The organism is Stutzerimonas stutzeri, from assembly GCF_000590475.1.
GTDB classification, from domain to species: Bacteria; Pseudomonadota; Gammaproteobacteria; order Pseudomonadales; family Pseudomonadaceae; genus Stutzerimonas; species Stutzerimonas stutzeri_D.
This window is the reverse complement of the sequence record NZ_CP007441.1, coordinates 1115585-1140888: the sequence shown is the minus strand read 5'-3', so window position 1 is coordinate 1140888 and position 25304 is coordinate 1115585. Positions and strand designations below refer to the sequence as shown.

Sequence of the window (25304 nt, the reverse complement as noted above, 5' to 3'; positions counted from 1 at the left end):
CGTCAAAGGGGAATGTCAGCGCGCCTCGTCCAACGGATTCGCAGCAAAGTAATCCAGCGCGGCGAGCACACCACTACCCTTGAGCGATACCCCGCACATTTTCAGGCCAGCCTCACATCCACCAAGCGTGGCGATCAGGGTGAGATCGTTACAATCGCCCAGATGGCCGATGCGGAACATCTTGCCCTTCGCCTTCCCCAGGCCGGTCCCAAGCGAAAGATCGAAGCGGCGGTAAATCAGGCTGCGAACCTCGTCGGCATCCACCCCATCCGGCATCACCACACCAGTCAGCACCGGCGAATAGACGCTCGGCTCCTGGCATTGCACTTCCAGCCCCCAGGTTTCAACGGCCGTGCGTACCCCCAAAGCCCAACGCTGATGGCGAGCGAAGACATGATCTAGGCCCTCTTCCAGCAACATGTCGAGCGCTTCGTTCAGGCCGTACAGCAAGTTGGTGTTGGGCGTGTAAGGCCAGTAACCGCTGCGGTTGAGTTCGAGTATTTCGTCCCAGGCCCAGAAGCTTTTCGGCAGTTTCGCGCTGCGGCTGGCCTCGATTGCCTTTTCGGACACGGCGTTGAAGCTGATACCCGGCGGCAGCATCAAACCCTTCTGCGAGCCGGAGATGGTGACGTCGACACCCCAGGCATCGTGCTGATAATCAGCGCAGGCCAAGCCGGAAATCGTGTCCACTAGGAGCAGCGCTGGATGCTTGGCCGCATCAATGGCGCGGCGCACCGCGGCGATGTCGCTGGTCACCCCGGTGGAGGTCTCGTTGTGTACCACGCAAACGGCCTTGATGCTGTGGTTGCCGTCTGCTTTCAGGCGCTGCTCTATCAGGTCGGCCTGCACCCCACGCCGCCAACCTTCATAGCCCGGTAATCCGATGAACTCTGGCTCGAGTCCCAGACGGCGCGCCATCTTTTCCCACAGAGTGGCGAAGTGACCGGTTTCGAACATCAGTACCCGATCGCCCGCCGACAACGTGTTGACCAGCGCCGCCTCCCACGCGCCGGTACCGGATGCTGGATAGATCACAACCGGTTGCTGCGTTTTGAATACCTGGCGAATCTTGTCCAGCAGCTCGCGGCCCAACGCACCGAATTCAGGCCCGCGATGGTCGATGGTTGGCAAACTCATGGCGCGCAAGATGCGATCTGGAACAGGCGAAGGCCCTGGAATTTGCAGGAAATGACGACCGGAGGGATGAAAGTCGAGCTTCAGCATGGCGATTCTCCAAATATTTTGTATTTTGTGTTTTGCATTCAAAGCAAATCAAAACAAAACGCCAGTCAATGAATGCATCCTTCACTCCGTAGGCTGCCGATATCCGCGTCACTCATGCCAATCCCGTGAAGTACCTCGTCGGTGTGCTCGGCAAACAGCGGCGCTGGTCGGCGAATCTGTGAAGGCGTGCGGGAGAACTTCGCGGGAAAGCCGATCGTTTTCATAGTGCCGATTACCGGGTGGCTGACTTCCTGAACCATGCCGCGCTCCAGGTAGTGTTCGTCGTGCATGGCCTGCGCGAAATCATTGATCGGTCCTGCCGGCACTCCTGCCGTTTCGCACAGGCCGAGCCAGTGCTGCATGGGCTGCTGAGAGAGGATTTGTTCGAGAATCTCCTCGAGCGCCTCGACATTACGGGCGCGGTCGCTATTGGTGACGAATCGCTCGTCTGCAAGCAGATCCTCGCGCGCAATCACGTCGCGACACAGGCGTTCCCAGGTACGTTGATTGGCACAGCCAAGCATCAGATAGCCGTCCCGAGCCTTGACTGCTTGATAGGGCGCGGAGATGCGATGACGCGATCCCGTGGGCTGCGGCACGGTGCCCTCGGCGAAATAGGCGGCCGCTTCCCAGGCGAACCAAGGCAGCCCACATTCGGTGATAGCGATGTCGATGTGCTGCCCTTCACCGGTGCTCTGCTTGTGAATATAAGCGGCAAGAATCGAATAGATCGCGGTAAGGCCAGCGCCAATGTCATAAACCGCAATGCCAGTCTTCAAGGGGCGCTTGCCAGGCTCGCCAGTCATCGACATCAGGCCGCTCATGCCTTGCGCTACTAGATCGAAACCGCCCTTGTTGCGGGAGGGACCGGTCTGGCCATAGCCCGAAATCGAGCAATAAATGATCCCGGGATTCAGGGCACGGATGGTCTCGTAATCGATGTGAAGCGACTGCGTTACGCCCGGTCGATAGTTTTCGACGATGACGTCAGCGTCAGCGGCCAATCGATAGAAAATGTCCCTGGCCCGCTGGTTCTTGAGATTCAGCGAAATGCTTTTCTTGTTCCGATTGATCTGAAAAAAACAGGTGGACTCGCCATTTACATAGGGACCCATTTGACGACTGTCATCACCACCGTTCGATTTCTCTACTTTGATGACCTCGGCCCCGAGATCGCCCAGCACCATGGTGCAGTAAGGGCCTGCCATGATCTGCGAGATGTCCAGGATTTTCACGTTGCGTAATGGAAGCATGCTTGGTTCTCCAGAATTGGATCGGAAGTTACTTACCGGTCCATTCGAACAGGGTCTTGCTGACGAACTTGTTCACCGCGGCCTGGAAGTCGCGACTGCCGTAGCAAGCCCGTATCCAGTCATCGCTGGCGTCTGCCGAGGCGCGCCGGTGTGCCAGCACCCGGTTGATTACTTCCTTGGTCGCCTGAACCGTCAGCGGTGCACGCCTGGAAAACGCCTGCGCTCTGCGCTCGACTTCCTGATGGATGCTGCCAGGTTCGAACACCGCGCTGACCAGCCCGGCCGCTAGGGCCTCAGTTGCTTCGATCAGCTCAGCGGCCATCAGCACCTCCTTTGTACGAGCTACACCGAGCAAATCCATGAAACGCGACACATTGGTTATCGAGAGGCAATTGCCCAGCGTCTCGGCGATCGGTACGCCGAACTTCAACGACGGCGTGCAGTAGCGGAAGTCGCAGGCCAGGGCGATGGCCGCCCCTCCGCCGACGCAAAAACCTTCGAGCAAGGCGATGGTTGGTTTGCGCAGGTTTTCCAAGCCTGCGATCACACTGTCGATGCGGCGCTCGTAGTCCACGCCCGCCTCGCCGCCCTCGAAGTCCGCAAACTGCTTGATGTCGGTGCCCGCCACGAAGGCCTTGCCGCCACAGCCATGAAACACTACGGCAACGACCTTAGGATCTGCTTCCAGCTCCCGACACAGGCGTTCAAGCGAGTCGTACATGGACCACGTCATCGCATTGCGGCTCTCTGGCCGATTAAAGCCGACCCAGGCGATGCCCTGCTCGACGCGGCAGTCGACATGCCCTTGAGACATTTCACTCATCATCGTCTCCTCTTGCCCATGTCGCTTACGCGCCATAGATGAAGTTGACCAGCACCATGGCGATGGCCGGGACATAGGTATTGATCAGCAGGATCGCGAAGAGCACCCCGAGGAACCAAAGGTTGGTCCGGGAGGTGGCCCAGATATCCGACTTGGCTATCGAGCAAGAGGCGATCAGAACGCTGGCGACCGGCGGTGTTTGTTGGCCGATAGCAAGATTGAGCGTGACGATCAGCCCGAAGTGAATCGGATCGATGCCTACTGCAAGAACTAGGGGCAAGACGATCGGGACGACCAGGATGATCGCGGCGGCCGAATGCAGGAAGATGCCGAGAATCAGAAAGATGATATTGAGCAGCGCCAGAATCACATACTTGTTGCTGGTCATATCGCTGATGGAAGCGGCCAGCTGCTGCGGCAGCTGCGTTTCGGTCAAGTAAAGGCCGACCACTGCCGAGCTCGCGACCAGCAACATCACCACCGCGGTTTGTATGCCCGCATCAAGGCAAGCCTTGTAGAAGGAGCGCAGCGTGAATTCGCGATAGACGAAGGCGCTGATGAAAATTGCCACCACCACCGCCAGGGCCGCCCCCTCGGTCGCCGTAACGATTCCACCAAATATCCCACCAAGGATGATTACTGGTATCGACAGCGCCCAGATCGCCCCTTTGAAAGCTTCCCATAGCCGTTTTGCCTGGAACGCCCCCTCAGAAGGAAAGTTGTTTTTTCTGGCCAGGTAGTAACACATGCCCGCCAGCCCCAAAGCGCCGAGCAGCCCCGGAAAGATGCCGGCGATGAACATTTTCACAACCGACTCTCCCGACATTACGGCGTAAAGAATCATCGGAATCGAGGGCGGCAAAATGATCGCCAGACTGGCCGCCGAGGACGATAGCGCCGCTGAGAATTCCTTTGAATAACCTTTTTGGGTCATCGCTGGAATCATGATGCTGCCAATAGCCGATACGCCCGCTACTGCCGAGCCGGAAATCTCCGCGAAAAAGATCGAGGCGCCGATGGTGACCATCGACAAGCCGCCCTTGATAAACCCGAGCATCGCCGAGGCTAGATCGATCAGGCGCCTTGAGATGCTTGAGGCGTTCATGATCGCGCCGGCAAGAATGAAGAGCGGGATGGCGATTAGGGGAAAGCTTGTCGTACCGTCGTACATCACCATTCCGATATTCGGAAGGGCCAATGCGCCGTAGCTCGAGAAGATCGCAACCGCACCAACGATCCCCAGCGAAATCGCGACCGGGACATTGATCAGAATGAGAAGGATCAACCCCACGAACATATAAAGAATAGTCATCTTGTTATTCTCCGACGCGCCCAATCAGGCGCTCGCGCTGAGTGATCCCGGTCAGGCCTTTGCGGGCTTGACCCCCGCTTCTGCCAGCTCGTGGTCGACGAACCCATCGCCTTTCGCGTTTTTAATGACTTCAGGCAGCCGCAGGATCTCGGCGATGATGAAAAGTACTGACGCGATTGGCAGTACTGATTGCGTCAATTGCAGCGATACGTCGGTGAGGCTTATCAACGACGACCCTTCCAGGATCAGCACGACCTGCATGCCGGTGACAGCCAGCAATATGAAGAAGCCGATCGTGATGGCCTCTGCGAGCAGAGCGATCGGCAAGCGCAGTTTTGGAGAAAAATAATTGACCACGGTAGGGCAGCCGATATGGGCGCCCTTCGCCGCGGCCAGTGCCGCTCCGTAATAGGTAAGCCAAGCCAGACCGACCGACGCCACCTCGTCGTACCAGCTGAACGGTGAACCAGCCAGCCGCGACGCGAAGCCAACCGTAACGACCAATGTCAACGCAATGACGTTGGCAACCACGATGATTTCCAAAAGTTTAGAAAAACCCTTTCTGAAGGAATCCATCAGCTCTCTCCGATGTGCCTGAAGCACCGAAGCGCTCAGGCGTTTGTCAGAACGCGATCTATACCGCCATGCACAGGGTCACATCTGGCGAAGCTGTTCGACCTTATCGAGCATCGCTTGCCCGCCGTCGACTTCATCGGCGAATTTGGCGTAGATCGCCTTGGAGCCGTCAATGAACGCCTGCTGGTCGACCTTGTTCACCTCCATGCCAGCCTCTTCCATCTTTTGAACGAGGCTTTCATCGAGCGCGGCCCCTTGTTCCAGTGCAAAGGCTTCGGCTTCCATAGCCGCCTCGCTCAGAACCTTCCTCACGTCTTCGGGGAAGCGCTTCCAGCTGGCGCCCGCGAGAACGAACGCCGGGGTGTAGACGTGGTTGGATAGGGAGAGATATTTCTGGACTTCGTGAAAGCGCTGCGAGTAGATCTGCACGAGCGGGTTTTCCTGCCCGTCCATGGCTCCGGTTTGCAGCGCTACGAAGGCCTCCGAGAGCGCCATCGGGGCGGGATTGGCGCCGTAGCTCTTGAACATCTCGACGCGCCAGATCCCGTTTGGGGTACGCAGCTTCAGCCCTTTGAGATCCTCAGGTACGACGATTGGCCGTGAGTTGTTGGTGATTTGCCGGATGCCGTTCTCCCACACGCCGATGATCCGGTAGCCCTTCTTTTCAGCGGCCTTGTACATCACGTCGCGCACCAGCTCGTCACGGACCCGCTTCATGTGCTCGCGATCGGTGATCAGGTAGGGCATTTCGAATAACGAGAATTCCGGCGCCACGCTACTCATCACCGTTGATGGCAGGGCCAGATCGAGCGAGCCCAACTTGAGTTTGTTGAGCATTTGGGAGTCGTCACCCAATTGGCTGGAGCCGTAGGTCACCACCTTGGCTTTGCCCTTGAGCTTCTCATTGACGGTCTCGGCAAATTTATTGGCGGTGATTTCGAACAGGGAACCCGGCCCACCCACGTGGCCAAACTTGATCTGCAGTTCGGCGGCTTGGGCTGCAGATGTAGCTAGACCGATCAGGGATGCGATCAACGCTGTCTTCAGGACTTTCATGCTTACCTCCACTCTTGTTTTTATTGAGGCGTACCGCAAAACCTTTTTCACAGTCGGCACTGACCATGCTCCAACTGCAGCGCCGGCAGCGGTTGAAACCGGCTAACGGATGCGGGCAACAAAAAATGAATTCATTATTCATAACCCGATCCAGACCTTAGACCAGCTTTTTGCAGGGCGCCAGAAATGAGCCAAGAAAACTGCCATCGCCCCCTCTTCGCCCAAGGCGAGGACAATGCAGGTAAACGAAGGTAGGGCATGGCGCTATCGGCGGTCCGTCGCCAGGGGGCGGGATTAAGGGAGGGTCGTTACAAGAAATGAGCAGACAGGCACGCAGCACAAGCGGGCCCGATAAAGGCAGCGGCTAGGGCCGCACTAGAGCAAATCGATAGCCAAACGCCGGTAAGGCCGGCGCAAAGGCCTGCCGGCAGGGTCGCCGCCAATCATTTGAGGCAGACGTCAGGCCGGAACGATACCGGCGCGTAACCCCGCCGCCTCTATTCCTACAACAGCAACCTGCTCATCCTCGTCGGAGGACGCGCCACTGGCGCCCACGGCGCCGATCACTTCGTCATTACTCGAGAGAATCAGCACACCACCCGGCACCGGAACGAAATGACCATCGGAAGCTGCCGCCACCGACGCCAGAAATGCCGGACGCGATTCATTTCGCTCTCCAACCGTGCGGCTGGATACGCCATTGCCTAGCGCGGCGAAGGCCTTGCCTCTGGCAACCGGAAAGCGCAACGGAGCACATCCATCCTCGCGTTCGGCCGCGATCAGGTTGCCCCCCGCGTCCATGACGAAGACGGTCAGCGGTTCCATGTTTTTTGCTCTCGCCTCGGCGAACGCAGCATCGATGATTTGCCGGGCTTGTGCTCGCGGTATTACCACGCTCGAACGGTAGACCTTGCCAGCCATATTATTTTCTCCGATAGACCGGCCTTAAACCGGGCGAAACTGATCAGAACACTGTTGTGAACAACGGGACGGGGCCGAAGGCTGGCGAGACGCCAATGCCAACCCCTTTTTGTTCTCACACATTTAGCTTATGCCGGGTTTTTGTCCTATTTTGTATTCTAAATTCAAAATGCTAGCAGACCCTTCGCTGATATCAATTACGAACCATGATTCATGTGTGCCGGTCTGGTATGCCGCATCCATTCAGGAAAAAACAGCCTTTGGAAAAGATTCAGCACAAGATTCTTTATCAGGAAGCCGCCAACCGAATCCGTGAGCTGATCGAGCACGGAACGCTGGTTGCAGGTGAAAAAATCTCCGAAAAACAGCTTTGCGAGACATTCGGTATTTCCAGGACGCCGCTTCGCGAAGCGCTGAAGGTTCTGACCTCAGAAGGATTGGTGGAAATTCTGCCGAATCGGGGCGCTCGCGTGAGTCGTCTATCGCTCAGTGATGTAGAGCATACGTACGACGTCATGGCAGCCCTGGAAGGGCTAGCCGGTGAAGCTGCCTGCTATCGCCTGAACGACGAAGAGCTAGCAGGCATCTGCGAGCTTCATCAAAAGATGGTCGAGCACTATGAAAGCAAGGAGCTGCAGGCTTATTTCACCGCCAACCAGCAGATCCATGAACGGATCCTGCTGGCTTCGGGAAACCCGATCCTGCTGGAGATGTACAACAACCTCAGCCAGCGCGTGAAAAGAATTCGCTACACGATGGAAATGAATGAAGACTTCTGGCGCAAGGCGGTGAACGACCATGTGGAAATGATCGAGGCGCTACGGGATCGCGACGGTAAGCGCTTGGGCAATATTCTCAGAGGCCATCTCAGCCACAAGCTGGAAGCGGTCAATCTCGAAAGTGTAATCGTCGCTGACTGATGCGACGGCACGGCGAGTCAGCCCCTATGAGGGGCTTTAGCGCAGGGAGCTGGTCGCCAAGTCGGCGATTTCCGGAGGATGGCGCGACCCCATTAGCCCAGGCAAAGCGGGTCGCGGATGAAAACACGAACAACAGGCTGGTTGCGCTTGGTCGAGATAAACCAAGCGCATGGCACCGAGTCCATCAGCGACGCTGGATCACAGCGGCTTGCCGCGATTGCCGTGCTCACCGACGAATTTCTGCATGGCCTTGAGGTCGTTGGCCAGCACGGTGCAGCGCTCGGGCCGCTCAAACAGATCGGCGAGGTGGGCCGGCAGCTCCAGCGCCTTGCCGACGCCCGCCTTCTCCACCGCTTCGGGGAATTTCACCGGATGTGCGGTGGCCAGCGTCACCATCGGTGTCGACAGGCTGCGACGGCATTCACGCGCAGCGTGGACACCGATCGCCGTGTGCGGATCCAGCAGCTCGCCGGTGGCGGCGAAGACTTCGGCGATTGTCTTGCAGGTCTGCTCGTCATCCACGGCCAGCGAGTCGAACAGCTTGCGCGCTTCGGTCCAGCGCTCCTCCTCCACCGACAGCTTGCCACTGGATTTGAATGCGTTCATCAGTTCGGCCACGGCAGCACCGTTACGTCCGTGCAGGTCGAACAGCAGGCGCTCGAAATTCGACGACACCATGATGTCCATCGAAGGCGACAGCGACGGGTGCAGGGTGTCTTTGTCGTAACGGTTGCCGCTCATGAAGCGATGCAAGATGTCGTTGCGGTTGGTTGCCACTACCAGCTGGCTGATCGGCAAGCCCATGTTGCGCGCCAGATAGCCCGCGAAAATGTCGCCGAAGTTACCGGTCGGCACGGAGAATGCCACTGAGCGCGCCGGCCCGCCCAGCTGCAGCGCCGCATGGAAGTAGTAGACGATCTGGGCCATGATCCGCGCCCAGTTGATCGAGTTGACGGCCACCAGACGGGTGCCCTTGAGAAAGCCTTGGTCGGCGAAGCTGTCCTTCACCATCTCCTGGCAGTCGTCGAAGTTGCCTTCGATGGCGATGTTGTGGATGTTGTCGCCAAAGATGGTGGTCATCTGGCGACGCTGCACTTCGGAGACCCGCTTGTGCGGATGAAGAATGAAGATATCGACATTGTCGCAGCGACGGCAGCCTTCGATCGCCGCCGAGCCGGTATCGCCGGAGGTCGCACCGATGATTACTACCCGCTCGCCTCGCTTGGCCAGCACGTAGTCGAGCAGGCGACCCAACAGCTGCAGGGCGAAATCCTTGAACGCCAGGGTCGGGCCATGGAACAGCTCGAGCACCCACTCGTTGCCGTTCAGTTGACGCAGCGGCGCGACAGCGCTATGAGCGAATACACCGTAGGTCTCTTCAAGAATCTGCTTGAAATCGGCGTCGGGAATGCTTCCGGTAACGAAGGGACGCATCACCTTGAATGCCAGCTCGTGATACGGCAGTCCGGCCCAGGACGCGATCTCCTCGACGGTGAAACGCGGCAGGTTCTCCGGCACGTAGAGGCCACCGTCGCTGGCCAGGCCGGCGAGCAGAACATCCTCGAAATTCAGGGCCGGCGCTTGGCCACGGGTACTGATATAGCGCATGTTGTTCAAACCTTTGTTTTGAGCCGTTGGCCTTAGGCTGAAGCGGAGCAATTCGCTCCAGCTTCCAGCTCCGGATTCAGCTCCGATTAATTCAGCTGTTCCACCCGGATTCTCACGACGCTGCCAACCACGTCGGTCAGCGCTTCCAGCGCCCTGATCGCATCATCGATACGCTGCTCGACCACCCGGTGGGTGACAAGAATGACCGGAACCAGGCCATCATGCACCTCGGCTTCCTTCTGCATGATCGACTCAATGTTGATCCCGCGCTCGGACAGGATGGTTGCGACCTGTGCCAGCACGCCGGGATGATCCTTGGCCTGAATCCGCAGGTAATAGGCGCTTTCGCAGGCACCGATCGGGAGGATCGGATGGGCCGACAGCGAGTCGGGCTGGAACGCCAAGTGCGGGACGCGGTTGTTCGGGTCGGTGGTAAGGGCTCGCGCCACATCCACCAGGTCCGCCACCACAGCCGAAGCCGTCGGCTCCATGCCGGCGCCAGCACCGTAATACAGGGTCGATCCGACCGCATCACCGTTGACCATGACCGCATTCATCACGCCGTTGACGTTGGCGATCAGCCGGTCGGCCGGGATCAGCGTCGGATGGACACGAAGCTCGATACCCGAATCGGTGCTGCGCGCGACACCCAAGTGTTTGATGCGATAACCCAGTGCCTCGGCATAGTTGACGTCGGCGGTGGTCAGACGGGAGATGCCCTCGGTATAGGCCTTGTCGAACTGCAGCGGTACACCGAAAGCAATGGAGGCGAGGATGGTCAGCTTGTGAGCGGCATCGATACCTTCAACATCAAAGGTCGGATCGGCCTCGGCATAGCCGAGCTCCTGCGCTTCCTTAAGTACATCCTCAAAGGTACGGCCTTTCTCGCGCATCTCGGTAAGGATGAAGTTGCCGGTGCCATTGATGATGCCGGCCAGCCAGTTGATCTGGTTACCCGCCAGGCCCTCGCGAATCGCCTTGATGACCGGAATGCCGCCTGCAACCGATGCTTCGAACGCGACGATGACGCCCTTCTCCCGAGCCTTGGCGAAAATCTCGTTGCCGTGCACGGCGATCAGCGCCTTGTTTGCCGTGACCACATGTTTGCCGTTCTCGATGGCGGTGAGCACGAGCTCGCGGGCCAGAGTATAGCCACCGATCAGCTCGACGACGATATCGATCTCGGGGTTGTTCGCCACCTCGAAAATATCGGCGGTAATCGGAGTGTTGCCGGTGCTGCACCTTGGGTTCGCATGACGAGCCGCAATCTGCGCGACTTCGATTCCACGCCCGGCACGGCGGGCGATTTCCGCAGCGTTGCGCTCGAGCACATTGAAGGTACCGCCACCGACGGTTCCCAGCCCACAGATGCCAACTTTCACCGGTTTCAAGCTGTACTCCCCATTACCAGCGAACGGCCATGCACAGCGGCCGAACAAAAGAGTCGCACATTACGAAGCGCACGGGATTTAGTCAAATCGACAGCAACGCCGAAAAAAGCCTTCCGCTACCTGGGCTCGCTCTGCAATCCCAGGCGCTGATGCCACTGGGCGAGCGACTCGTCTGGATACCGGTCGAAGCAGCGGTCATCAGGCCCAACCTGTGGCTCGACCCATGACGCCTTCGACGCCAGCATCAGATGCGTGGACTCCGGGGGCTCCGGCAGGTCGGTATCGATAGCTGATGCATGCGGGTGGACCAGATCCGGCCAATTTGGATCCCACAACCAGAGCGCACTGCCGCACAGCTTGCAGAAATGACGCTGCCCGTCGCTGACACGAGTCGCGCCCGTTGCCGGATCGACCATTTTGGCCTGATAGATACTTAAGTTCTCGCGCCCCTCAACAGCCAGCGTCCGATTATCGCCGCCCAAGTTGATGGCATAGCCACCCGCCCCGGCCGTTTTACGGCAGATGGAGCAGTAACAACGCATGAACGGATAAGGCTCAGCCGATTCGAGCGAGAACCGCACGGCTTTGCAATGACAGGAACCTTCAAGCTTCATGTTCGTATCTCCTCGGGATGCCTTCAGCTTTTGAACGCGAGGAGTGAAACAGTTCAGTAGCCGCGCACAGGACGGCATCCTTGAAAGGATGCCGCCTGAAACATCACTGGGCTTTTAACGCGAGCTCAGCAAGCTGGGGCGCAGGCTGGTACCCTGGAATAACCTGACCATCAGCCAAAATGATCGCCGGAGTCCCCTGGACGCCGATCATTTGACCCAGCTCGTACTGCTTTGCAACGGGGTTGTCGCAGCTGGCGACTGGTATGTCCTCACGCGCCTTGGCCTTATTCATCGCCGCCTGACGATCCTTGGCGCACCAGACGCTGGCGAGGGTATTGGCGCCATGACTGCCCATACCTTGCCGCGGGAAAGCCATATAGCGAACCTCGACGCCCAGACGGTTAAGCTCAGGCATTTCACTGTGAAGTTTCTGGCAATAACCACAATCGGTATCGGTGAAAACCGTGATGTGAGTCTTCGGCTTCTCTGGCGAGAAGACCACCATCTCACTGGTGGGAATGGCGTCAATCATCTTGGCAACCGAGCGACTCTGGGCCTGCTCGGTCAGGTTAACGGCCTGACCGTCCTTGAACTGAAACATATACCCCTGAATCACGAACTGCCCATCAGCGCTCGCGTAGAGCTGCCGCCCTCCCTTGAGTTGGACCTGATAGACGCCATCCATGGGACTTTCGGCAATCGCCTCGATCGGCATGCCAGGCTGCATGGACTGCAGCGAATCTCGGATCGTCTTGTCGGCATCGGCGGCCAGGGCAACAGTGCTAGCAAGACCAATGGTCGCAGCAGCAAATAAACGAATCACGCGCATGGAATCTCCTGGCGACTTCGATCGAGGGAAGACCGGCAGATTAACATAGCCACTTCTGTTCAGCGCATGGCATGGTTTTTTTGGCCGCGGATTTTGTGGCCTGATACGCAGGCCTCAAACGACCCCTGGTCAGCCACGCGGATGATGCTGCGCGTGGAGTTCCTGTAGCCGCGCGCGGGCGATATGCGTGTATATCTGAGTGGTAGATAAGTCGCTATGGCCGAGCAACATCTGCACGGTCCGAAGATCCGCGCCGTGGTTGAGCAGGTGCGTGGCGAAGGCATGGCGCAACGTGTGGGGCGAAATCGAAGCCGCAATTCCAGCTTGCCGGGCGTGCAGTTTGATTCGATGCCAGAACGTCTGCCGCGTCATCAGATCGCCACGTCGGCTGGGAAACACCACATCACTCGCCTTACCCGCGAGCAGGATATCCCGGGCATCGCGCAGATAGCGCGCCAACCAGTGCATGGCCTCCTCCCCGAGCGGCACCAGGCGCTCCTTGTTGCCCTTGCCTAACGTGCGCAGCACGCCCTGGCGAAGATTGATTTGCTCCAGACTAAGACTCACCAGTTCCGTCACACGCAGGCCGGTCGCATAAAGGACTTCAAGCATCGCCCGGTCGCGCAACCCCAGCGGATCGCCGAAATCCGGTGCGGCCAGCAATGCTTCCACGTCGGCTTCGGACAACGCTTTGGGCAGTGGTCGCCCAAGCTGCGGCAGTTCGACGCGTAGCGTGGGATCTACCGAGATCTCGCCTTCGCGAAGTAGAAACCGATAAAAACCGCGGAGCCCAGAAAGCAGCCGTGCGGTAGAGCGCGCCTTGTAGTTATTGGCCAATCGCCAAGCAAGATGATCGAGAATTGCCTCCCGGCCCGCGCCCACCAGGCGAACGCCTTGCGCGCTGAGCCAGCCGTTGAACAGCGCCAGATCGCTCCGATAGGCCTCACGGGTATTGTCCGACAGCCCTTTCTCGAGCCAGAGGGCATCGAGGAAACGATCGATCACGGGGTCGTCAAGTGCGGGCATAACGATTCATCGGCGTGCGAAAAGGCATGAGTGTTCCATAGGCCAGATCATCCGCGCCAGGTCAATCTATCCCTGTAGCGGCGAACATGAGCTGACCTTATCCTCACGGTGACGGAAGGCCGGAAAGCGCTTGTTCCCCGCCCTTAGTCATCGCCATGTCCGGTTAGGGCTGAAGGAAACTGCGCGGTTAAACGCTTGAAGTCGGGACGGTATTATCGGAGCACTGACACTTTCCTTTTATCTGGTAGCAACTGAACGGCAAAAAAAAAGCAGCCCGAAGGCTGCTTTTTTTTGAAGGACGCTTTCCTCAGGAAAGCTTTTCCTTGATACGGGCTGCCTTGCCAGACAGCGCGCGGAGGTAGTACAGCTTGGCTTTGCGGACATCGCCACGACGCTTGACGCTGAGGCTGTCGACCATCGGGCTGTAGTACTGGAAAGTACGCTCAACGCCCACACCGTTGGAGATCTTGCGAACGGTGAAGGCACTGTTCAGGCCGCGGTTACGCTTGCCGATTACAACGCCTTCGAAGGCCTGCAGACGTTCACGCTCGCCTTCCTTCACTTTCACCTGGACGACAACGGTGTCACCGGGGGCGAACGGAGGCAGTTCTTTGGTCATCTGCTCGGCTTCGAGCGCCTGGATAATCTTGTTGGTCATGCTGTGCTCCTGAGACAGGCCATCGTGGCGTGCCATCGATACGTTAACTATCGTCCCGCTGACGGATGTACTCCGTCAGCAGCTTTTGTTCTTCTCCAGAAAGCGAGCGGCTATCCAGAAGATCAGCGCGGCGTTCCCAGGTTCTTCCAAGGGATTGCTGCAAACGCCAGCGCCGGATGTGCTCATGGTTGCCGCTAAGCAGCACGTCAGGAACACGCTTATCCGCATACACTTCCGGTCGCGTGTAGTGCGGACAGTCGAGCAGGCCGTCAGTAAACGAATCCTCCTCGGCAGAATCAGCATGACCCAGCGCTCCGGGGAGCAAGCGGGTCACCGCATCGATCAGCACCATGGCCGGCAACTCACCGCCGGACAATACGTAATCACCAATCGACCATTCCTCATCGACATGCGCTTCGATGAAGCGCTCGTCGATACCTTCGTAGCGGCCAGCGATGAGAATAAGTGCCTCCTCCTTCGCCAGCTCACGAACATCGGCCTGTTTCAACTGACGTCCCTGGGGCGACAGGTAAATTACCTTCGCCTTCTCGCCAGCGGCATGCCTGGCATCCGCCAATGCAAGCTCCAGCGGCTTGATTTTCATCACCATGCCGGGGCCGCCACCAAAAGGGCGATCATCCACCGTCTGGTGACGATCTTCGGTATAACTCCGGGGGTTCCAGCAACGCAGCTGGAGCAGCCCCTGCTTCACCGCGCGACTGGTAATACCATAGTCGCGGATGGCAGCGAACATGTCCGGGAACAGACTGATCACTTCGACACGAAAGCCGGACATGTCGGTCAGAACTCCGCGTCCCATTCGACATGCATCTCGCCTGCGTCCAGATCGATCTTCAGTACACAGGGGTCGGTATAGGGCAGCAAACGCTCACGATCATCCAGGCTGCCGTCAAACGGCTTGACCACCAGAACATCGTTGGCGCCCGTTTCAAGAAGATGATCCACCCGCCCAAGCACTTGCCCAAGCTGGTTGAATACAGTCAGACCCTGAAGCTGAAACCAGTAATACTCTTCGCCGGCCAAGTCAGGCAGTTCGCTACGGGGAATGCAGATCTCGAAGTCAGCGTAAGTGCGTGCCACTTCACGATCAGTCAGGCCCTCCAGCGTAGCCACCAGAACCTTGCCCTGGAGGCGACCCTTGACCAGCTCGACCTGCTTGACTTCGTCACCTCGCCTGAGCGTCCAGCGACGATAATCCAGCAGATTTTCGATCGGATCGGTAAAGGAATAAATCTTTACGTCACCACGCACGCCATGCACCGAAACGATTTTACCGATTACGATCAGGTCTTCGGCCGGAGCAGACGTTGCGTTCATGTACTTAGGCAGCGGCCTTGGCAGCTTCCTTCAGCAGCTGAGCAACACGCTCAGACGGCTGTGCGCCCTGGCTCAGCCAGTAAGTAGCGCGCTCCTGGTTTACAGAAAGCTTCACTTCAGCACCCGAAGCGATCGGATTGAAGAAGCCGATACGCTCAACGAAGCGACCATCACGCGGATTGCGGCTGTTGGTCACAGTCAGGTGATAGAAAGGGCGCTTCTTGGAGCCGCCACGGGCGAGACGAATAGTTACCATGTGAACATCGTTCCTGTAGTCGGTACAGCAAATCTGAATGCAGGGCCCAAGGCCCGAAAGGCCGCATATTCTAAGGATTATCCGGACTTTTGCAAATGGCTTTTTTAAAAACAGCTACAGGCCTCGACAGCAGGCCTGTTCAGCTTCAGTGGTGCCCAACAAACGGTACACCGGGAGCCTCAGGGTTAGAACTTGGGCATCCCGCCACCGCCCGGAAGCATTCCGCCCATACCGCGCATCATCTTCGCCATGCCACCCTTACCGCTGACCTTCTTCATCATCTTCTGCATTTGCTTGTGCTGCTTGATCAGGCGACCAATATCCTGCACCTGCGTGCCAGAACCCATGGCGATGCGACGCTTGCGCGAACCACTGATGATATCCGGGTTGCGTCGCTCAATAGGCGTCATAGAGTTGATGATGGCTTCCATCTGCTTGAACTGCTTCTCAGCCGCGCCCTGGGCATTGCCCATCTGCGAGAGGTTCACGCCGCCGATCGACGGCAGCTTGTCCATCAGGCCACCGAGGCCGCCCATGTTTTTCATCTGCTGAAGCTGGTCGCGAAAATCTTCAAGATCGAAGCCCTTGCCCTTCTTTAGCTTCTTGGTGAGCTTCTCGGCCTTCTCCCGATCCAGGGTCTGCTCGGCCTGCTCGATCAGGCTAAGCACATCGCCCATGCCGAGAATACGCGAGGCAATCCGGTCCGGATGAAAGGGTTCGAGCGCGTCGCTCTTCTCGCCCATGCCGAGGAATTTGATCGGCTTGCCGGTGATATGCCGGACCGACAACGCGGCACCGCCACGCGCATCTCCGTCGACCTTGGTCAACACCACGCCAGTCAGCGGCAGCGCCTCGCCGAAGGCCTTGGCGGTGTTGGCAGCATCCTGACCGGTCATGGCATCGACCACGAACAGCGTTTCGGCCGGATTGATCGCCGCGTGAACGGCCTGAATTTCGGCCATCATCTCGGTATCGATGGCCAGACGCCCAGCGGTGTCGACCAGCACAACGTCGATGTATTTGAGCTTGGCCTCACGAATCGCCGCCTGAGCAATTTCGACCGGCTTCTGGCTGGTATCGGACGGGAAGAAGGTCACCCCCACCTCTGCAGCCAGCGTTTCCAGCTGCTTGATCGCTGCCGGACGGTAGACGTCGGCAGAAACCACCAATACCGTCTTTTTCTTGCGCTCCTTTAGGAACCTGGCCAGTTTGCCGACCGTTGTGGTCTTGCCTGCACCTTGCAGGCCGGCCATCAACACGACAGCCGGCGGCACCACGCTCAGGGCAAGATCTTCGTTGGCCGCGCCCATCAGCTCTTCCAGCTCGGCACGAACGATTTTCACGAAAGCCTGACCAGGCGTCAGGCTCTTGGAGACCTCCGTGCCGACGGCCCTATCCTTGACCTTGGTGACGAACTCCTTGACCACTGGCAGTGCAACGTCGGCTTCTAGCAGCGCCATTCGCACTTCGCGCAGGGTGTCCTTGATGTTGTCCTCGGTCAGCTTGGCTTTGCCAGTAACATGGCGAAGCGTCTGGGAGAGGCGGTCGGTTAGGTTTTCAAACATGTGCCGTTTCCACGCTGGGTGTGGTTAAGGCGACGATTATAGAAGCTGTGCGCCCCGGGCCGGTACCCCGCCATCCATGCTTTTCATCAAGCAGGCGAGTCAATTCCCAATGACAGTCGGCGCAACATTCGGTAAGAGGCTCACCGACCGCCCGCTGAGCCAAGATCCGCCGCCATTCGCACGCTTTTGTGCGATCCGCGTTTGTGCCACACTCAGCGCCTTTCGAGCCTGCTAACAGACCTATGCACCCTCTGCTACCGAGCCTAGCCGCCGCCTGCCTTTATGCCGGCGTCACCGGATACCAAGGCCTGCGCCTGGCGCAACGTACTGCGCCGGACAAACGTCTGCTTCTCGTCTTGGGAGCCTTGGCGCTCATTGCGCACGGGGTGAGCCTGTTTATCCAGCTGCTGTCGCCGAGCGGCCTGCACCTGGATTTCTTCACGGCATCGAGCCTGATTGCCGCCGCCGTGATTCTGCTGATCCTGCTCGCGCTCCAGCGCATGCCGGTCGAAAACCTGCTGCTGCTGCTCTTTCCACTCGGCTGCCTGACAGTACTTTTCGCTCAGTTCGCACCTTCGGGCACGGCACCTGCTATCAGTGAACAACCAGGAATCCTGGCGCACATTCTGTTTTCCATCCTGGCTTACGGAATGCTCACGATTGCGGTGTTCCAGTCTCTGCTGCTGCTGTTACAGGACCACCACCTGAAACACAAGCACCCATCCGGCATGATCAAGAACTTCCCGCCACTGCAGACCATGGAGAGCCTGCTGTTTGGCTTCCTGCTCGCCGGCTGGCTATTGCTGTCGGCGTCGCTGATTTCCGGCTGGCTGTTTCTCGAGAACCTGTTCGCCCAGCATCTAGTGCACAAGACATTGTTATCGGTCCTCGCCTGGGTGGTCTTTGGTCTGCTGCTGTGGGGACGCCACCAACTTGGCTGGCGCGGCTACAAGGCCATCCGCTGGACGCTGGCAGGCTTCTGCCTGCTGATGCTGGCCTATTTCGGCAGCAAGCTGGTCCGCGAATTCATCCTGCATATCTAGTCTAGGACCGACACGTGGAACATCTACACCCCGGCTTTCTGGTCGGTATGCTGGTCTTTCTGCTTCTTTGCTCGGCTTTCTTTTCCAGTTCCGAAACCGGAATGCTAAGCCTCAACCGCTACCGCCTACGCCACAAGGCCAAAGACGGGCACCGTGGCGCAAAACGGGCGAGCGCACTGCTCGAACGGCCGGACCGGTTGCTCGGGACTATTCTGGTCGGCAACAACTTCGTCAACATTCTTGCCTCTTCGATCGCCACGGTGCTGGCAATCAAGCTGTGGGGCGAAGCCGGAATCGCGATAGCGACCATCGGCCTAACCATCATCCTGCTGATATTCGGCGAAATAACCCCGAAGACCCTCGCCGCCCTACGACCCGAGACGGTTGCCTACCCCGTCAGCCTTCCGCTGCTGCTGCTGCAAAAAGTGCTGTATCCGCTGGTAGCGTCGCTCAACTGGATCAGCAACGGTTTGCTCAAGCTGCTCGGTGTCGACCTATCCAACAAGGGCAACGACAGCCTGTCCACCGAAGAGCTACGCAGCGTGGTGCATGAATCGGGTAGCGACATGCCGATGAATCGGCAAAGCATGCTGCTCGGTATTCTCGATCTGGAAAGAGTCACAGTCGATGACATCATGATCCCCCGCAATGAGGTCGCCGGCATCGATCTCGAGGACGATCTGGAAACCATCGTGACCCAGCTACGCACCACGCCCCATACGCGTCTTCCGGTGTTTCGCAAGGACATCAACCAGATCGAAGGCATCGTGCACATGCGCCAGATCGCGCGATTACTCAGCCACGACCAACTGACCTGCGAAAGCCTGTTGGACGCCTGCAACGAGCCCTACTTCATCCCCGAAAGCACCCCGCTGTCCACACAGTTGGTCAACTTCCAGAAGCAAAAACGGCGCATCGGCATCGTTGTCGACGAATACGGCGATGTGCTGGGAATCGTGACGCTGGAAGATATTCTCGAGGAGATCGTCGGTGAATTCAGCAACCAGGACGCCTTGCGCAGCCCGGACATTCACCCACAGGACGACGGCACCCTGGTGATCGATGGCGCCGCCTACCTGCGCGAAGTCAACCGAGCCCTGGGTTGGCAGCTACCCTGCGATGGCCCCAAGACCCTCAACGGGTTGATTACCGAGGCGCTGGAGCATATTCCTGATAGCGGCATCTGCCTGCAGATCAACCAGTACCGGCTTGAGATCCTGCAGGCCGCGGACAACCGCGTCAAAAGCGTGCGCGCCTGGGTGATCGAGGATATTCGGGACGTGCCGAGCGAAACCTCGTAACGGGCTGGCGTCACCGAAATCGACCATCTCGACGCTAAAGTGCCGTATCGACTGCCGCGGCCGCCCGCAACGCCTTCGCACGTGAGGCTTCGATCGACTCGTCGCGGGCCAAAGCGACACCCATGCGCCGTTGCCCGCTGACACCCGGCTTGCCAAACAAACGCAGCGCGGTATCCGGTTCGGCCATCGCAGCCGCGAGATTACCGAAGCTCACCTGATCGGACTCTCCTTCCACCAGCACCACTGCCGAAGCGGATGGGCCGAACTGCCGAATGGCGGGAATGGGCAGCCCCAGGATCGCTCGCGCATGCAGGGCGAATTCGGAAAGATCCTGGGAAATCAAGGTCACCAGCCCCGTATCGTGCGGTCGCGGTGAGACCTCGCAGAACCAAACCTGGTCTCCCTTGACGAACAGTTCGACCCCGAAGAGGCCGCGACCACCCAGCGCACCGGTGACGGCCAAAGCAATGCGCTCGGCCTCCTCCATCGCGCCGGCGCTCATCGGCTGCGGCTGCCATGACTCCTGATAATCCCCTTTTTCCTGACGATGCCCGACCGGCTGGCAGAAGGTGGTGCCCCCCGCATGGCGAACGGTCAACAGCGTAATCTCGTAGTCGAAGTCGACGAAGCCTTCGACGATCACCCGCCCTTTGCCAGCGCGGCCACCAGCCTGGGCATACTCCCAGGCAGTGAGAATGTCGGATTCGCTGCGCAGAACCGACTGGCCTTTACCGGACGAACTCATGACAGGCTTGATCAGGCACGGGAACCCGAGCGAAGAAATAGCCGCGCGACATTCTTCCAGCGAGTCGGCAAAGCGATACGGCGACGTTGGTAGCCGCAACTCCTCGGCAGCCAGGCGGCGGATCCCCTCGCGGTTCATGGTGAGCTGCGCGGCCCGGGCAGTCGGGATCACCGCATAGCCTTCGCTCTCCAGCTCAACCAGTGTTGCAGTGGCAATCGCTTCGATTTCCGGCACGATAAAATGCGGCTTCTCCTGTTCGATGACCGCGCGCAACGCAGCACCATCGAGCATATCGATGACATGGTGACGATGCGCCACCTGCATCGCCGGCGCGTTGGCGTAACGGTCCACAGCGATGACCTCCACGCCCAGGCGTTGAAGCTCGATAACCAATTCCTTGCCGAGCTCACCGGAACCGCAAAGCAGCACACGGGTCGCGCTGGCGGACAGAGGCGTACCTATTCGGGGCATGAGATTCCTCGATATACGGAGTATGAAGACGGACGAGCGCCGGCGCGCTGCACCTCCCTAGAAGAGCAACCCGCTGGTGCGTGCTCGCTCATGGCACCGCAGCAGCACCTGACGCCGTTCCTGATTGTCCATGCGGCCCCAGCGGCGGATCTCGTCGATGTTGCGCTGGCAGCCCGTGCAGAGGTCGTTCTCATCCAGCGCGCAGATGCTGACGCAGGGAGACGCGACCGGCTTTTCCTCGCCGATCAATCGTCCTGCTCCACCAGATCATGCGCGTAGCGTTGGGCGTTGTGCACATAATGGGCCGCGCTTGCTTCGAGCATCTTCTTCTGCTGCTCGGTCAACTCGCGAACCACCTTGCCAGGCGAGCCCACCACCAGCGAACCGTCCGGAATTTCTTTGCCTTCGGCAATCAAGGTATTGGCGCCAATGATGCAGTATTTGCCGATTTTCGCACCATTGAGAATCACCGCGTTGATCCCGACCAGGCTGTAATCACCGACAGTACATCCGTGCAACATGGCGTTATGCCCAACCGTTACTCCGGTGCCCAACGTTAATGGATGTCCCATATCGGTATGCATGACACTGCCGTCCTGCACATTGCTATTCTCGCCGACATGAATTAGCTCGTTGTCGCCACGCAGCACCGCGCCAAACCAGACGCTAGCCCCTGCATCCAGACGGATCTTGCCAACCAGCGTTGCATTCGGCGCCACCCAACTCTGCGGGTGAGTTTCAACACGGGAGTCACCCAGATGATATTTCACGGTCATGACCTCTTCTGGCTCAGATCGACAAAGGACACGGGAGGACGGTGCATTTCGATCCCGGCGTCATACACCAGGTTCACCAGTTCGACGATCATGATGGCCGTCAGACCCCAAATTTTGTATTCGCCATACCGGTAAGACGGGACGTACCAGGCGTCGCCTTGGTAATCGATACGGTGAGTAACCTCTCGCGTGCCTTGGCAAAAGAAATCCAGAGGCACCGAAAAGACCGAAGCGATCTCCGCATCGTTGGCGCGATATTCGACATAGTCAGGCACGATACCGACATAAGGCGTGACATGAATCCCATGGAGCGAAACCAGACTGCTGAGCGGCCCGACGACTTCTACCATCCCCGGTGCCAGCCCCACTTCTTCTTCGGCTTCGCGCAGTGCGGTATGAACCAGATCACGATCCTCGGGGTCACGCCTGCCGCCGGGAAATGCCACTTCCCCGCCGTGGGTGGACAGGCCACTGGCGCGCAGGGTCAGCACCAGCTCTGGCGAATCACTGCGAGTGATCGGCATCAGCACCGCCGCCTCGGGCATTCGGCCTTCCGGCTCCAGGAGATGCGGGGAATAATCACGCACCCGTTGGAGAATCTTGTCCAGCATGAAACGTCTCTTCCTATATTTGGCAGGCATCATGGCATGAATCACTGAGGCGCCCAAGACAGGCACCGGCAAAAATCCGGCTGCTCTGGCGCGTCGATAACGAACACAATCGACAAGGCTCAGGTGTCGCCGACAGGCTTTTCGCGGCAAACTAGCTTTCAGCGAAAACCCAGGCCGGCGATCATCCCCGGCTGCGAAAATAGCCCGCAAACCGAAGGAAGTTCGATGAAATTCTGCAGCCAGTGCGGCGGTTCGATCACCGAGCGGGTGCCGGATGGGGACAACCGGATCCGATTCGTCTGTGCAGCCTGCGATACGGTTCACTATCAGAACCCTCGAATCGTGGCCGGCTGCCTGCCTGTTTGGGGGGAACGTGTATTGCTCTGCCGCCGCGCGATCGAACCGCGACGTGGATACTGGACGCTGCCTGCTGGCTTCATGGAAAACGGTGAAACCGTCCAGCAGGCGGCGGAGCGGGAAACCCTGGAGGAAGCCTGCGCCCAGGTCACCGACCTGCGGCTCTATACGCTGTTCGACCTGCCACATATCAACCAGGTCTATATGTTCTTTCGCGCGGAGCTGGTGGATGAACGATTCTGCGCAGGAGACGAGAGCCTTGAAGTCAGGCTTTTCCGACAGGACGACATCCCTTGGTCAGAGCTCGCTTTTCCGACGATTGGCCGTACCCTAGAATACTTTTTCGCCGACCGGGTGCAGCAGACCTTCCCGGTGCGCAACGAAGCCATCGAAGCAATGCGGGTGGCGCGCAAACAGGTCTGATGCCGTAAGGATTCAGGAAAAGCTTCAATGCGCTGGCTGTTAGCGATGTTCTGCTTCACGTTTGCCGCCCTTTCACACGCTACCGCCGCGCCTGTATTCGATGATGCCTTCATCGACAAGGTGCTGGTGGTCAAATCCGAACGTCAGCTCCACCTCATCAGCCGTGGCGTCACCATGAAGAGTTATCGCGTCTCGCTGGGCAAACAACCGGGTCCCAAGGAGCGTGAAGGTGATAAGCGGACCCCCGAGGGGTTCTATTGGATCGATTGGCGCAAAACCTCCGATAAGTACAACCTGGCGATGCACATCTCCTACCCGAACGCGAAGGACTTGGCCCGCGCCAGCCGCGAAGGCACGCGCCCGGGCAGCATGATCATGCTCCACGGCACTCCGCTCGATGAAGAATACCCGGAGTGGTTCTTCCACACCCTCGACTGGACAGAGGGCTGCATCGCCCTGAAGAACGATGACATGCGCGAAATCTGGAATCTGGTGAAGAACGGCACACTGATCGAGATCCGCCCCTGACAGCAGCGCGAGCTTGGCACCAGGCAAGCCAGCGCGTTAACGTGACGCCATCTCCTCGCCACCGGCCACCCATGACGACGATACCTTCCGACGAGCAACTGCAGCTGGATAACCAGCTGTGCTTTGCCCTGCATTCCGCTTCACTGCAGATGACCAAGACCTACAAGCCATTGCTGCAGAGCATCGGTCTGACCTATCCGCAGTACCTGGCCATGCTCGTACTCTGGGAGCGCGACGGCCTTACCGTCGGGGAAATCAGTGCCCGCTTGCTGACTGAACCCGGCTCGCTGACACCGCTGCTCAAACGCCTGGAAGCCGAAGGCCTGATCAATCGGACCCGCAGCAGCCACGACGAGCGCGTGGTCGAGCTGCATCTCACGAATGCCGGACGTGACTTGAAAGAGCGTGCCCGGGACTTTCCGGGCTGCATGCTCGAGTGCACTGGACAGTCGCCCGAAGCCCTGCTGGCATTACGCAACCAACTCGTATCCCTTCGTCGCGCACTTTTGAAAAGCAGCTGAGCGCGCACGCGCAGCGCCCCCTGTTGCGCGTTGTTTTACCTCTGGCAATTTCTGATCGATCACGCCTCACTATTTATCTTGCGCGCAAAATATTATCGCTATAGATTAAACGCACTCCCACCACGTCAAGGATATGAATCATGCAAAGCATCACTGCGCTCTATACGGCAACCGCGACGGCAACCGGAGGCCGTGACGGCCGCGCGGCCTCATCCGACGGCGCGCTCGAAGTGAAGCTGTCCACTCCTCGCGAACTGGGCGGGCAAGGTGGTGACGGCACCAACCCCGAGCAACTTTTCGCTGCCGGTTATTCGGCCTGTTTCATTGGCGCACTCAAGTTTGTTGCAGGGCAGCTGAAGCAGTCGCTGCCCGCCGACACAGCAGTCTCCGCGCAGGTGGGCATTGGCCAGATACCGGGCGGATTCGGGCTTGAAGTAGAGCTGAACGTCAACCTGCCAGGCCTTGAGCAGACCATCGCAGAGCAGCTGACTGAAGCCGCGCACAAGGTATGCCCTTACTCCAATGCCACGCGTGGAAATATCGACGTACGCCTGAACGTCAGCGTCTGATCGCTAGCGCCTGCACAAAAAAGCCCGAGCCGCCGTGGCGGTTCGGGCTTTTTGTTGAGCTTCGTTCAATCAGAACTGCAAATCCGACAGCCGCCACACTTCGAATGCGGGCGTCTCGTACGGGTGGGCATGTTTAAGCGCCTTGACGCTGTCATGAATCAGCTCGTCGGCCACCACCAGTTCGACCTTCCACTCCGACACCGAATGCATCTGGCCAAGTTGCCCGAGGAACGGCTTGCTGCCCTCCAGCGGGCGGTATTGACCCTGCCCGAGCACCTGCCAGCAGCAACTGTCATATGCGCCGATGCGCCCGGCACCAGCTTCGAAAACCGCCTTTTTGACTGAGTCCAGGTGGCTTTCTGGAACATAGAAACACAGCTTGTACATCGACGTCTCCGCACAGAACAGACGGCGGAGGATCTTCTCCACCGGCACAACGATTCGTCGACCGGATCGACCCATCTGCGTGCCAATATCAGACGTTGCCACTGATGCTTGGTTCAGCAGGAATCGTCGACCGAATCACGGTTAATAAAAAAGCCCGGGGCGCCTGCACGCCTCCGAGCTTTCCGTTCCGCTCACGCGTTAT

The 25304-nt window shown here is 58.6% G+C and carries 29 protein-coding genes; 7 read left to right on the top strand and 22 right to left on the bottom strand.

Going from position 1 to position 25304, the window contains the following annotated elements; translation table 11 throughout:
• Positions 1-15: 15 nt before the first annotated feature.
• The 7 genes from CH92_RS05265 to CH92_RS05235 all read right to left on the bottom strand — a co-directional run bounded on the left by CH92_RS05265 (position 16) and on the right by CH92_RS05235 (position 7069).
• On the bottom strand, positions 16-1224 hold the full coding sequence (locus tag CH92_RS05265) for a pyridoxal-phosphate-dependent aminotransferase family protein (protein WP_025240731.1): 1209 nt from the start codon (positions 1222-1224) through the stop codon (positions 16-18).
• 65 nt (positions 1225-1289) lie between these two features.
• Positions 1290-2477 carry a CaiB/BaiF CoA transferase family protein gene (locus tag CH92_RS05260; RefSeq protein WP_025240730.1) on the bottom strand — a complete coding sequence of 396 codons (1188 nt, stop codon included), beginning with the start codon at positions 2475-2477 and terminating at the stop codon, positions 1290-1292.
• 28 nt (positions 2478-2505) lie between these two features.
• A complete protein-coding gene (locus CH92_RS05255; RefSeq protein ID WP_025240729.1) occupies positions 2506-3300 on the bottom strand; it encodes an enoyl-CoA hydratase/isomerase family protein in 795 nt (264 codons plus the stop codon).
• A gap of 25 nt (positions 3301-3325) precedes the next feature.
• Entirely contained in the window at positions 3326-4636 is a 1311-nt protein-coding gene (locus tag CH92_RS05250; RefSeq protein ID WP_235206198.1) for a TRAP transporter large permease, read from the bottom strand.
• A gap of 27 nt (positions 4637-4663) precedes the next feature.
• Positions 4664-5188, bottom strand: coding sequence for a TRAP transporter small permease (locus CH92_RS05245; RefSeq protein WP_025240727.1), 525 nt, complete (start codon positions 5186-5188; stop codon positions 4664-4666).
• A gap of 78 nt (positions 5189-5266) precedes the next feature.
• Positions 5267-6244: a TRAP transporter substrate-binding protein gene (locus tag CH92_RS05240; protein ID WP_025240726.1), complete on the bottom strand. Its 978-nt coding sequence runs from the start codon at positions 6242-6244 to the stop codon at positions 5267-5269.
• 459 nt (positions 6245-6703) lie between these two features.
• Positions 6704-7069 (bottom strand): GlcG/HbpS family heme-binding protein, encoded by a 366-nt coding sequence (locus tag CH92_RS05235; protein WP_235206197.1) that lies wholly within the window; start codon positions 7067-7069, stop codon positions 6704-6706.
• 326 nt (positions 7070-7395) lie between these two features.
• Between CH92_RS05235 and CH92_RS05230 the strand changes: the two genes are divergently transcribed.
• A complete protein-coding gene (locus CH92_RS05230; RefSeq protein ID WP_080689969.1) occupies positions 7396-8085 on the top strand; it encodes a GntR family transcriptional regulator in 690 nt (229 codons plus the stop codon).
• Between the two features lie 198 nt (positions 8086-8283).
• Here the strand turns inward: CH92_RS05230 and thrC are convergent, their stop codons facing one another.
• The 10 genes from thrC to ffh all read right to left on the bottom strand — a co-directional run bounded on the left by thrC (position 8284) and on the right by ffh (position 17370).
• Positions 8284-9693, bottom strand: coding sequence for a threonine synthase (gene thrC, locus CH92_RS05225; RefSeq protein WP_025240723.1), 1410 nt, complete (start codon positions 9691-9693; stop codon positions 8284-8286).
• Positions 9694-9779: 86 nt separating this feature from the next.
• Positions 9780-11084: a homoserine dehydrogenase gene (locus CH92_RS05220; protein WP_025240722.1), complete on the bottom strand. Its 1305-nt coding sequence runs from the start codon at positions 11082-11084 to the stop codon at positions 9780-9782.
• Between the two features lie 116 nt (positions 11085-11200).
• Positions 11201-11698: a GFA family protein gene (locus tag CH92_RS05215; RefSeq protein ID WP_025240721.1), complete on the bottom strand. Its 498-nt coding sequence runs from the start codon at positions 11696-11698 to the stop codon at positions 11201-11203.
• Between the two features lie 103 nt (positions 11699-11801).
• Complete coding sequence (locus CH92_RS05210; protein WP_025240720.1) at positions 11802-12527, bottom strand: DsbC family protein; 726 nt, start codon at positions 12525-12527, stop codon at positions 11802-11804.
• Between the two features lie 129 nt (positions 12528-12656).
• A complete protein-coding gene (gene xerD / locus CH92_RS05205; RefSeq protein WP_025240719.1) occupies positions 12657-13553 on the bottom strand; it encodes a site-specific tyrosine recombinase XerD in 897 nt (298 codons plus the stop codon).
• 307 nt (positions 13554-13860) lie between these two features.
• Complete coding sequence (rplS, locus tag CH92_RS05200) at positions 13861-14211, bottom strand: 50S ribosomal protein L19 (RefSeq protein ID WP_021208319.1); 351 nt, start codon at positions 14209-14211, stop codon at positions 13861-13863.
• A gap of 43 nt (positions 14212-14254) precedes the next feature.
• Complete coding sequence (gene trmD / locus CH92_RS05195; protein WP_025240718.1) at positions 14255-15007, bottom strand: tRNA (guanosine(37)-N1)-methyltransferase TrmD; 753 nt, start codon at positions 15005-15007, stop codon at positions 14255-14257.
• A 5-nt stretch (positions 15008-15012) separates the two neighbouring features.
• Positions 15013-15549, bottom strand: a complete 537-nt coding sequence (gene rimM, locus CH92_RS05190; RefSeq protein WP_025240717.1) for a ribosome maturation factor RimM — start codon at positions 15547-15549, stop codon at positions 15013-15015.
• Between the two features lie 4 nt (positions 15550-15553).
• A complete protein-coding gene (rpsP, locus tag CH92_RS05185; protein ID WP_003282953.1) occupies positions 15554-15805 on the bottom strand; it encodes a 30S ribosomal protein S16 in 252 nt (83 codons plus the stop codon).
• A gap of 185 nt (positions 15806-15990) precedes the next feature.
• Complete coding sequence (gene ffh, locus CH92_RS05180; protein WP_025240716.1) at positions 15991-17370, bottom strand: signal recognition particle protein; 1380 nt, start codon at positions 17368-17370, stop codon at positions 15991-15993.
• 242 nt (positions 17371-17612) lie between these two features.
• Here ffh and CH92_RS05175 point away from each other — a divergent pair, with 242 nt between their 5' ends.
• Entirely contained in the window at positions 17613-18413 is an 801-nt protein-coding gene (locus CH92_RS05175; protein ID WP_025240715.1) for a cytochrome C assembly family protein, read from the top strand.
• Between the two features lie 14 nt (positions 18414-18427).
• On the top strand, positions 18428-19714 hold the full coding sequence (locus CH92_RS05170; RefSeq protein WP_025240714.1) for an HlyC/CorC family transporter: 1287 nt from the start codon (positions 18428-18430) through the stop codon (positions 19712-19714).
• Positions 19715-19748: 34 nt separating this feature from the next.
• On the opposite strand, the gene purT is transcribed toward CH92_RS05170, so the two are convergent.
• Genes purT through CH92_RS05150 form a run of 4 tightly spaced genes read right to left on the bottom strand, consistent with a single transcriptional unit; the run spans position 19749 to position 22317 of the window.
• Complete coding sequence (purT, locus tag CH92_RS05165) at positions 19749-20930, bottom strand: formate-dependent phosphoribosylglycinamide formyltransferase (protein WP_025240713.1); 1182 nt, start codon at positions 20928-20930, stop codon at positions 19749-19751.
• 57 nt (positions 20931-20987) lie between these two features.
• Entirely contained in the window at positions 20988-21179 is a 192-nt protein-coding gene (locus tag CH92_RS05160; RefSeq protein ID WP_025240712.1) for a DUF1289 domain-containing protein, read from the bottom strand.
• A complete protein-coding gene (locus tag CH92_RS05155; protein WP_025240711.1) occupies positions 21176-21700 on the bottom strand; it encodes a gamma carbonic anhydrase family protein in 525 nt (174 codons plus the stop codon). Before CH92_RS05155 ends, CH92_RS05160 begins: the two co-directional genes overlap by 4 nt.
• A gap of 2 nt (positions 21701-21702) precedes the next feature.
• The gene (locus CH92_RS05150; protein ID WP_038622846.1) at positions 21703-22317 is read right to left on the bottom strand and encodes a CoA pyrophosphatase; all 615 of its coding nucleotides are present in this window, start codon (positions 22315-22317) and stop codon (positions 21703-21705) included.
• Positions 22318-22542: 225 nt separating this feature from the next.
• Between CH92_RS05150 and CH92_RS05145 the strand changes: the two genes are divergently transcribed.
• The 4 genes from CH92_RS05145 (at position 22543) to CH92_RS05130 (ending at position 24715) form a co-directional block, all read left to right on the top strand.
• The gene (locus tag CH92_RS05145) at positions 22543-23097 is read left to right on the top strand and encodes an NUDIX hydrolase (protein ID WP_025240710.1); all 555 of its coding nucleotides are present in this window, start codon (positions 22543-22545) and stop codon (positions 23095-23097) included.
• 27 nt (positions 23098-23124) lie between these two features.
• Positions 23125-23625 carry a L,D-transpeptidase family protein gene (locus CH92_RS05140; RefSeq protein WP_025240709.1) on the top strand — a complete coding sequence of 167 codons (501 nt, stop codon included), beginning with the start codon at positions 23125-23127 and terminating at the stop codon, positions 23623-23625.
• A 71-nt stretch (positions 23626-23696) separates the two neighbouring features.
• Positions 23697-24146, top strand: coding sequence for a MarR family winged helix-turn-helix transcriptional regulator (locus tag CH92_RS05135; protein WP_025240708.1), 450 nt, complete (start codon positions 23697-23699; stop codon positions 24144-24146).
• A gap of 140 nt (positions 24147-24286) precedes the next feature.
• On the top strand, positions 24287-24715 hold the full coding sequence (locus tag CH92_RS05130) for an organic hydroperoxide resistance protein (protein ID WP_025240707.1): 429 nt from the start codon (positions 24287-24289) through the stop codon (positions 24713-24715).
• 69 nt (positions 24716-24784) lie between these two features.
• Here CH92_RS05130 and CH92_RS05125 read toward each other — a convergent pair whose 3' ends face one another.
• Complete coding sequence (locus CH92_RS05125; protein ID WP_025240706.1) at positions 24785-25102, bottom strand: YqfO family protein; 318 nt, start codon at positions 25100-25102, stop codon at positions 24785-24787.
• Positions 25103-25304 lie beyond the last annotated feature (202 nt).

Coding starts and splice junctions, on each gene's coding strand:
- CH92_RS05265 (WP_025240731.1), bottom strand. CDS start 1,224: ATGCTGAAGCTCGACTTTCATCCCTCCGGTCGTCATTTCCTGCAAATT.
- CH92_RS05260 (WP_025240730.1), bottom strand. CDS start 2,477: ATGCTTCCATTACGCAACGTGAAAATCCTGGACATCTCGCAGATCATG.
- CH92_RS05255 (WP_025240729.1), bottom strand. CDS start 3,300: ATGAGTGAAATGTCTCAAGGGCATGTCGACTGCCGCGTCGAGCAGGGC.
- CH92_RS05245 (WP_025240727.1), bottom strand. CDS start 5,188: ATGGATTCCTTCAGAAAGGGTTTTTCTAAACTTTTGGAAATCATCGTG.
- CH92_RS05240 (WP_025240726.1), bottom strand. CDS start 6,244: ATGAAAGTCCTGAAGACAGCGTTGATCGCATCCCTGATCGGTCTAGCT.
- CH92_RS05235 (WP_235206197.1), bottom strand. CDS start 7,069: ATGGAACCGCTGACCGTCTTCGTCATGGACGCGGGGGGCAACCTGATC.
- CH92_RS05230 (WP_080689969.1), top strand. CDS start 7,396: ATGCCGCATCCATTCAGGAAAAAACAGCCTTTGGAAAAGATTCAGCAC.
- thrC (WP_025240723.1), bottom strand. CDS start 9,693: ATGCGCTATATCAGTACCCGTGGCCAAGCGCCGGCCCTGAATTTCGAG.
- CH92_RS05215 (WP_025240721.1), bottom strand. CDS start 11,698: ATGAAGCTTGAAGGTTCCTGTCATTGCAAAGCCGTGCGGTTCTCGCTC.
- CH92_RS05210 (WP_025240720.1), bottom strand. CDS start 12,527: ATGCGCGTGATTCGTTTATTTGCTGCTGCGACCATTGGTCTTGCTAGC.
- xerD (WP_025240719.1), bottom strand. CDS start 13,553: ATGCCCGCACTTGACGACCCCGTGATCGATCGTTTCCTCGATGCCCTC.
- rplS (WP_021208319.1), bottom strand. CDS start 14,211: ATGACCAACAAGATTATCCAGGCGCTCGAAGCCGAGCAGATGACCAAA.
- trmD (WP_025240718.1), bottom strand. CDS start 15,007: ATGTCCGGCTTTCGTGTCGAAGTGATCAGTCTGTTCCCGGACATGTTC.
- rimM (WP_025240717.1), bottom strand. CDS start 15,549: ATGAACGCAACGTCTGCTCCGGCCGAAGACCTGATCGTAATCGGTAAA.
- rpsP (WP_003282953.1), bottom strand. CDS start 15,805: ATGGTAACTATTCGTCTCGCCCGTGGCGGCTCCAAGAAGCGCCCTTTC.
- ffh (WP_025240716.1), bottom strand. CDS start 17,370: ATGTTTGAAAACCTAACCGACCGCCTCTCCCAGACGCTTCGCCATGTT.
- CH92_RS05175 (WP_025240715.1), top strand. CDS start 17,613: ATGCACCCTCTGCTACCGAGCCTAGCCGCCGCCTGCCTTTATGCCGGC.
- purT (WP_025240713.1), bottom strand. CDS start 20,930: ATGCCCCGAATAGGTACGCCTCTGTCCGCCAGCGCGACCCGTGTGCTG.
- CH92_RS05150 (WP_038622846.1), bottom strand. CDS start 22,317: ATGCTGGACAAGATTCTCCAACGGGTGCGTGATTATTCCCCGCATCTC.
- CH92_RS05145 (WP_025240710.1), top strand. CDS start 22,543: ATGAAATTCTGCAGCCAGTGCGGCGGTTCGATCACCGAGCGGGTGCCG.
- CH92_RS05140 (WP_025240709.1), top strand. CDS start 23,125: ATGCGCTGGCTGTTAGCGATGTTCTGCTTCACGTTTGCCGCCCTTTCA.
- CH92_RS05135 (WP_025240708.1), top strand. CDS start 23,697: ATGACGACGATACCTTCCGACGAGCAACTGCAGCTGGATAACCAGCTG.
- CH92_RS05130 (WP_025240707.1), top strand. CDS start 24,287: ATGCAAAGCATCACTGCGCTCTATACGGCAACCGCGACGGCAACCGGA.
- CH92_RS05125 (WP_025240706.1), bottom strand. CDS start 25,102: ATGTACAAGCTGTGTTTCTATGTTCCAGAAAGCCACCTGGACTCAGTC.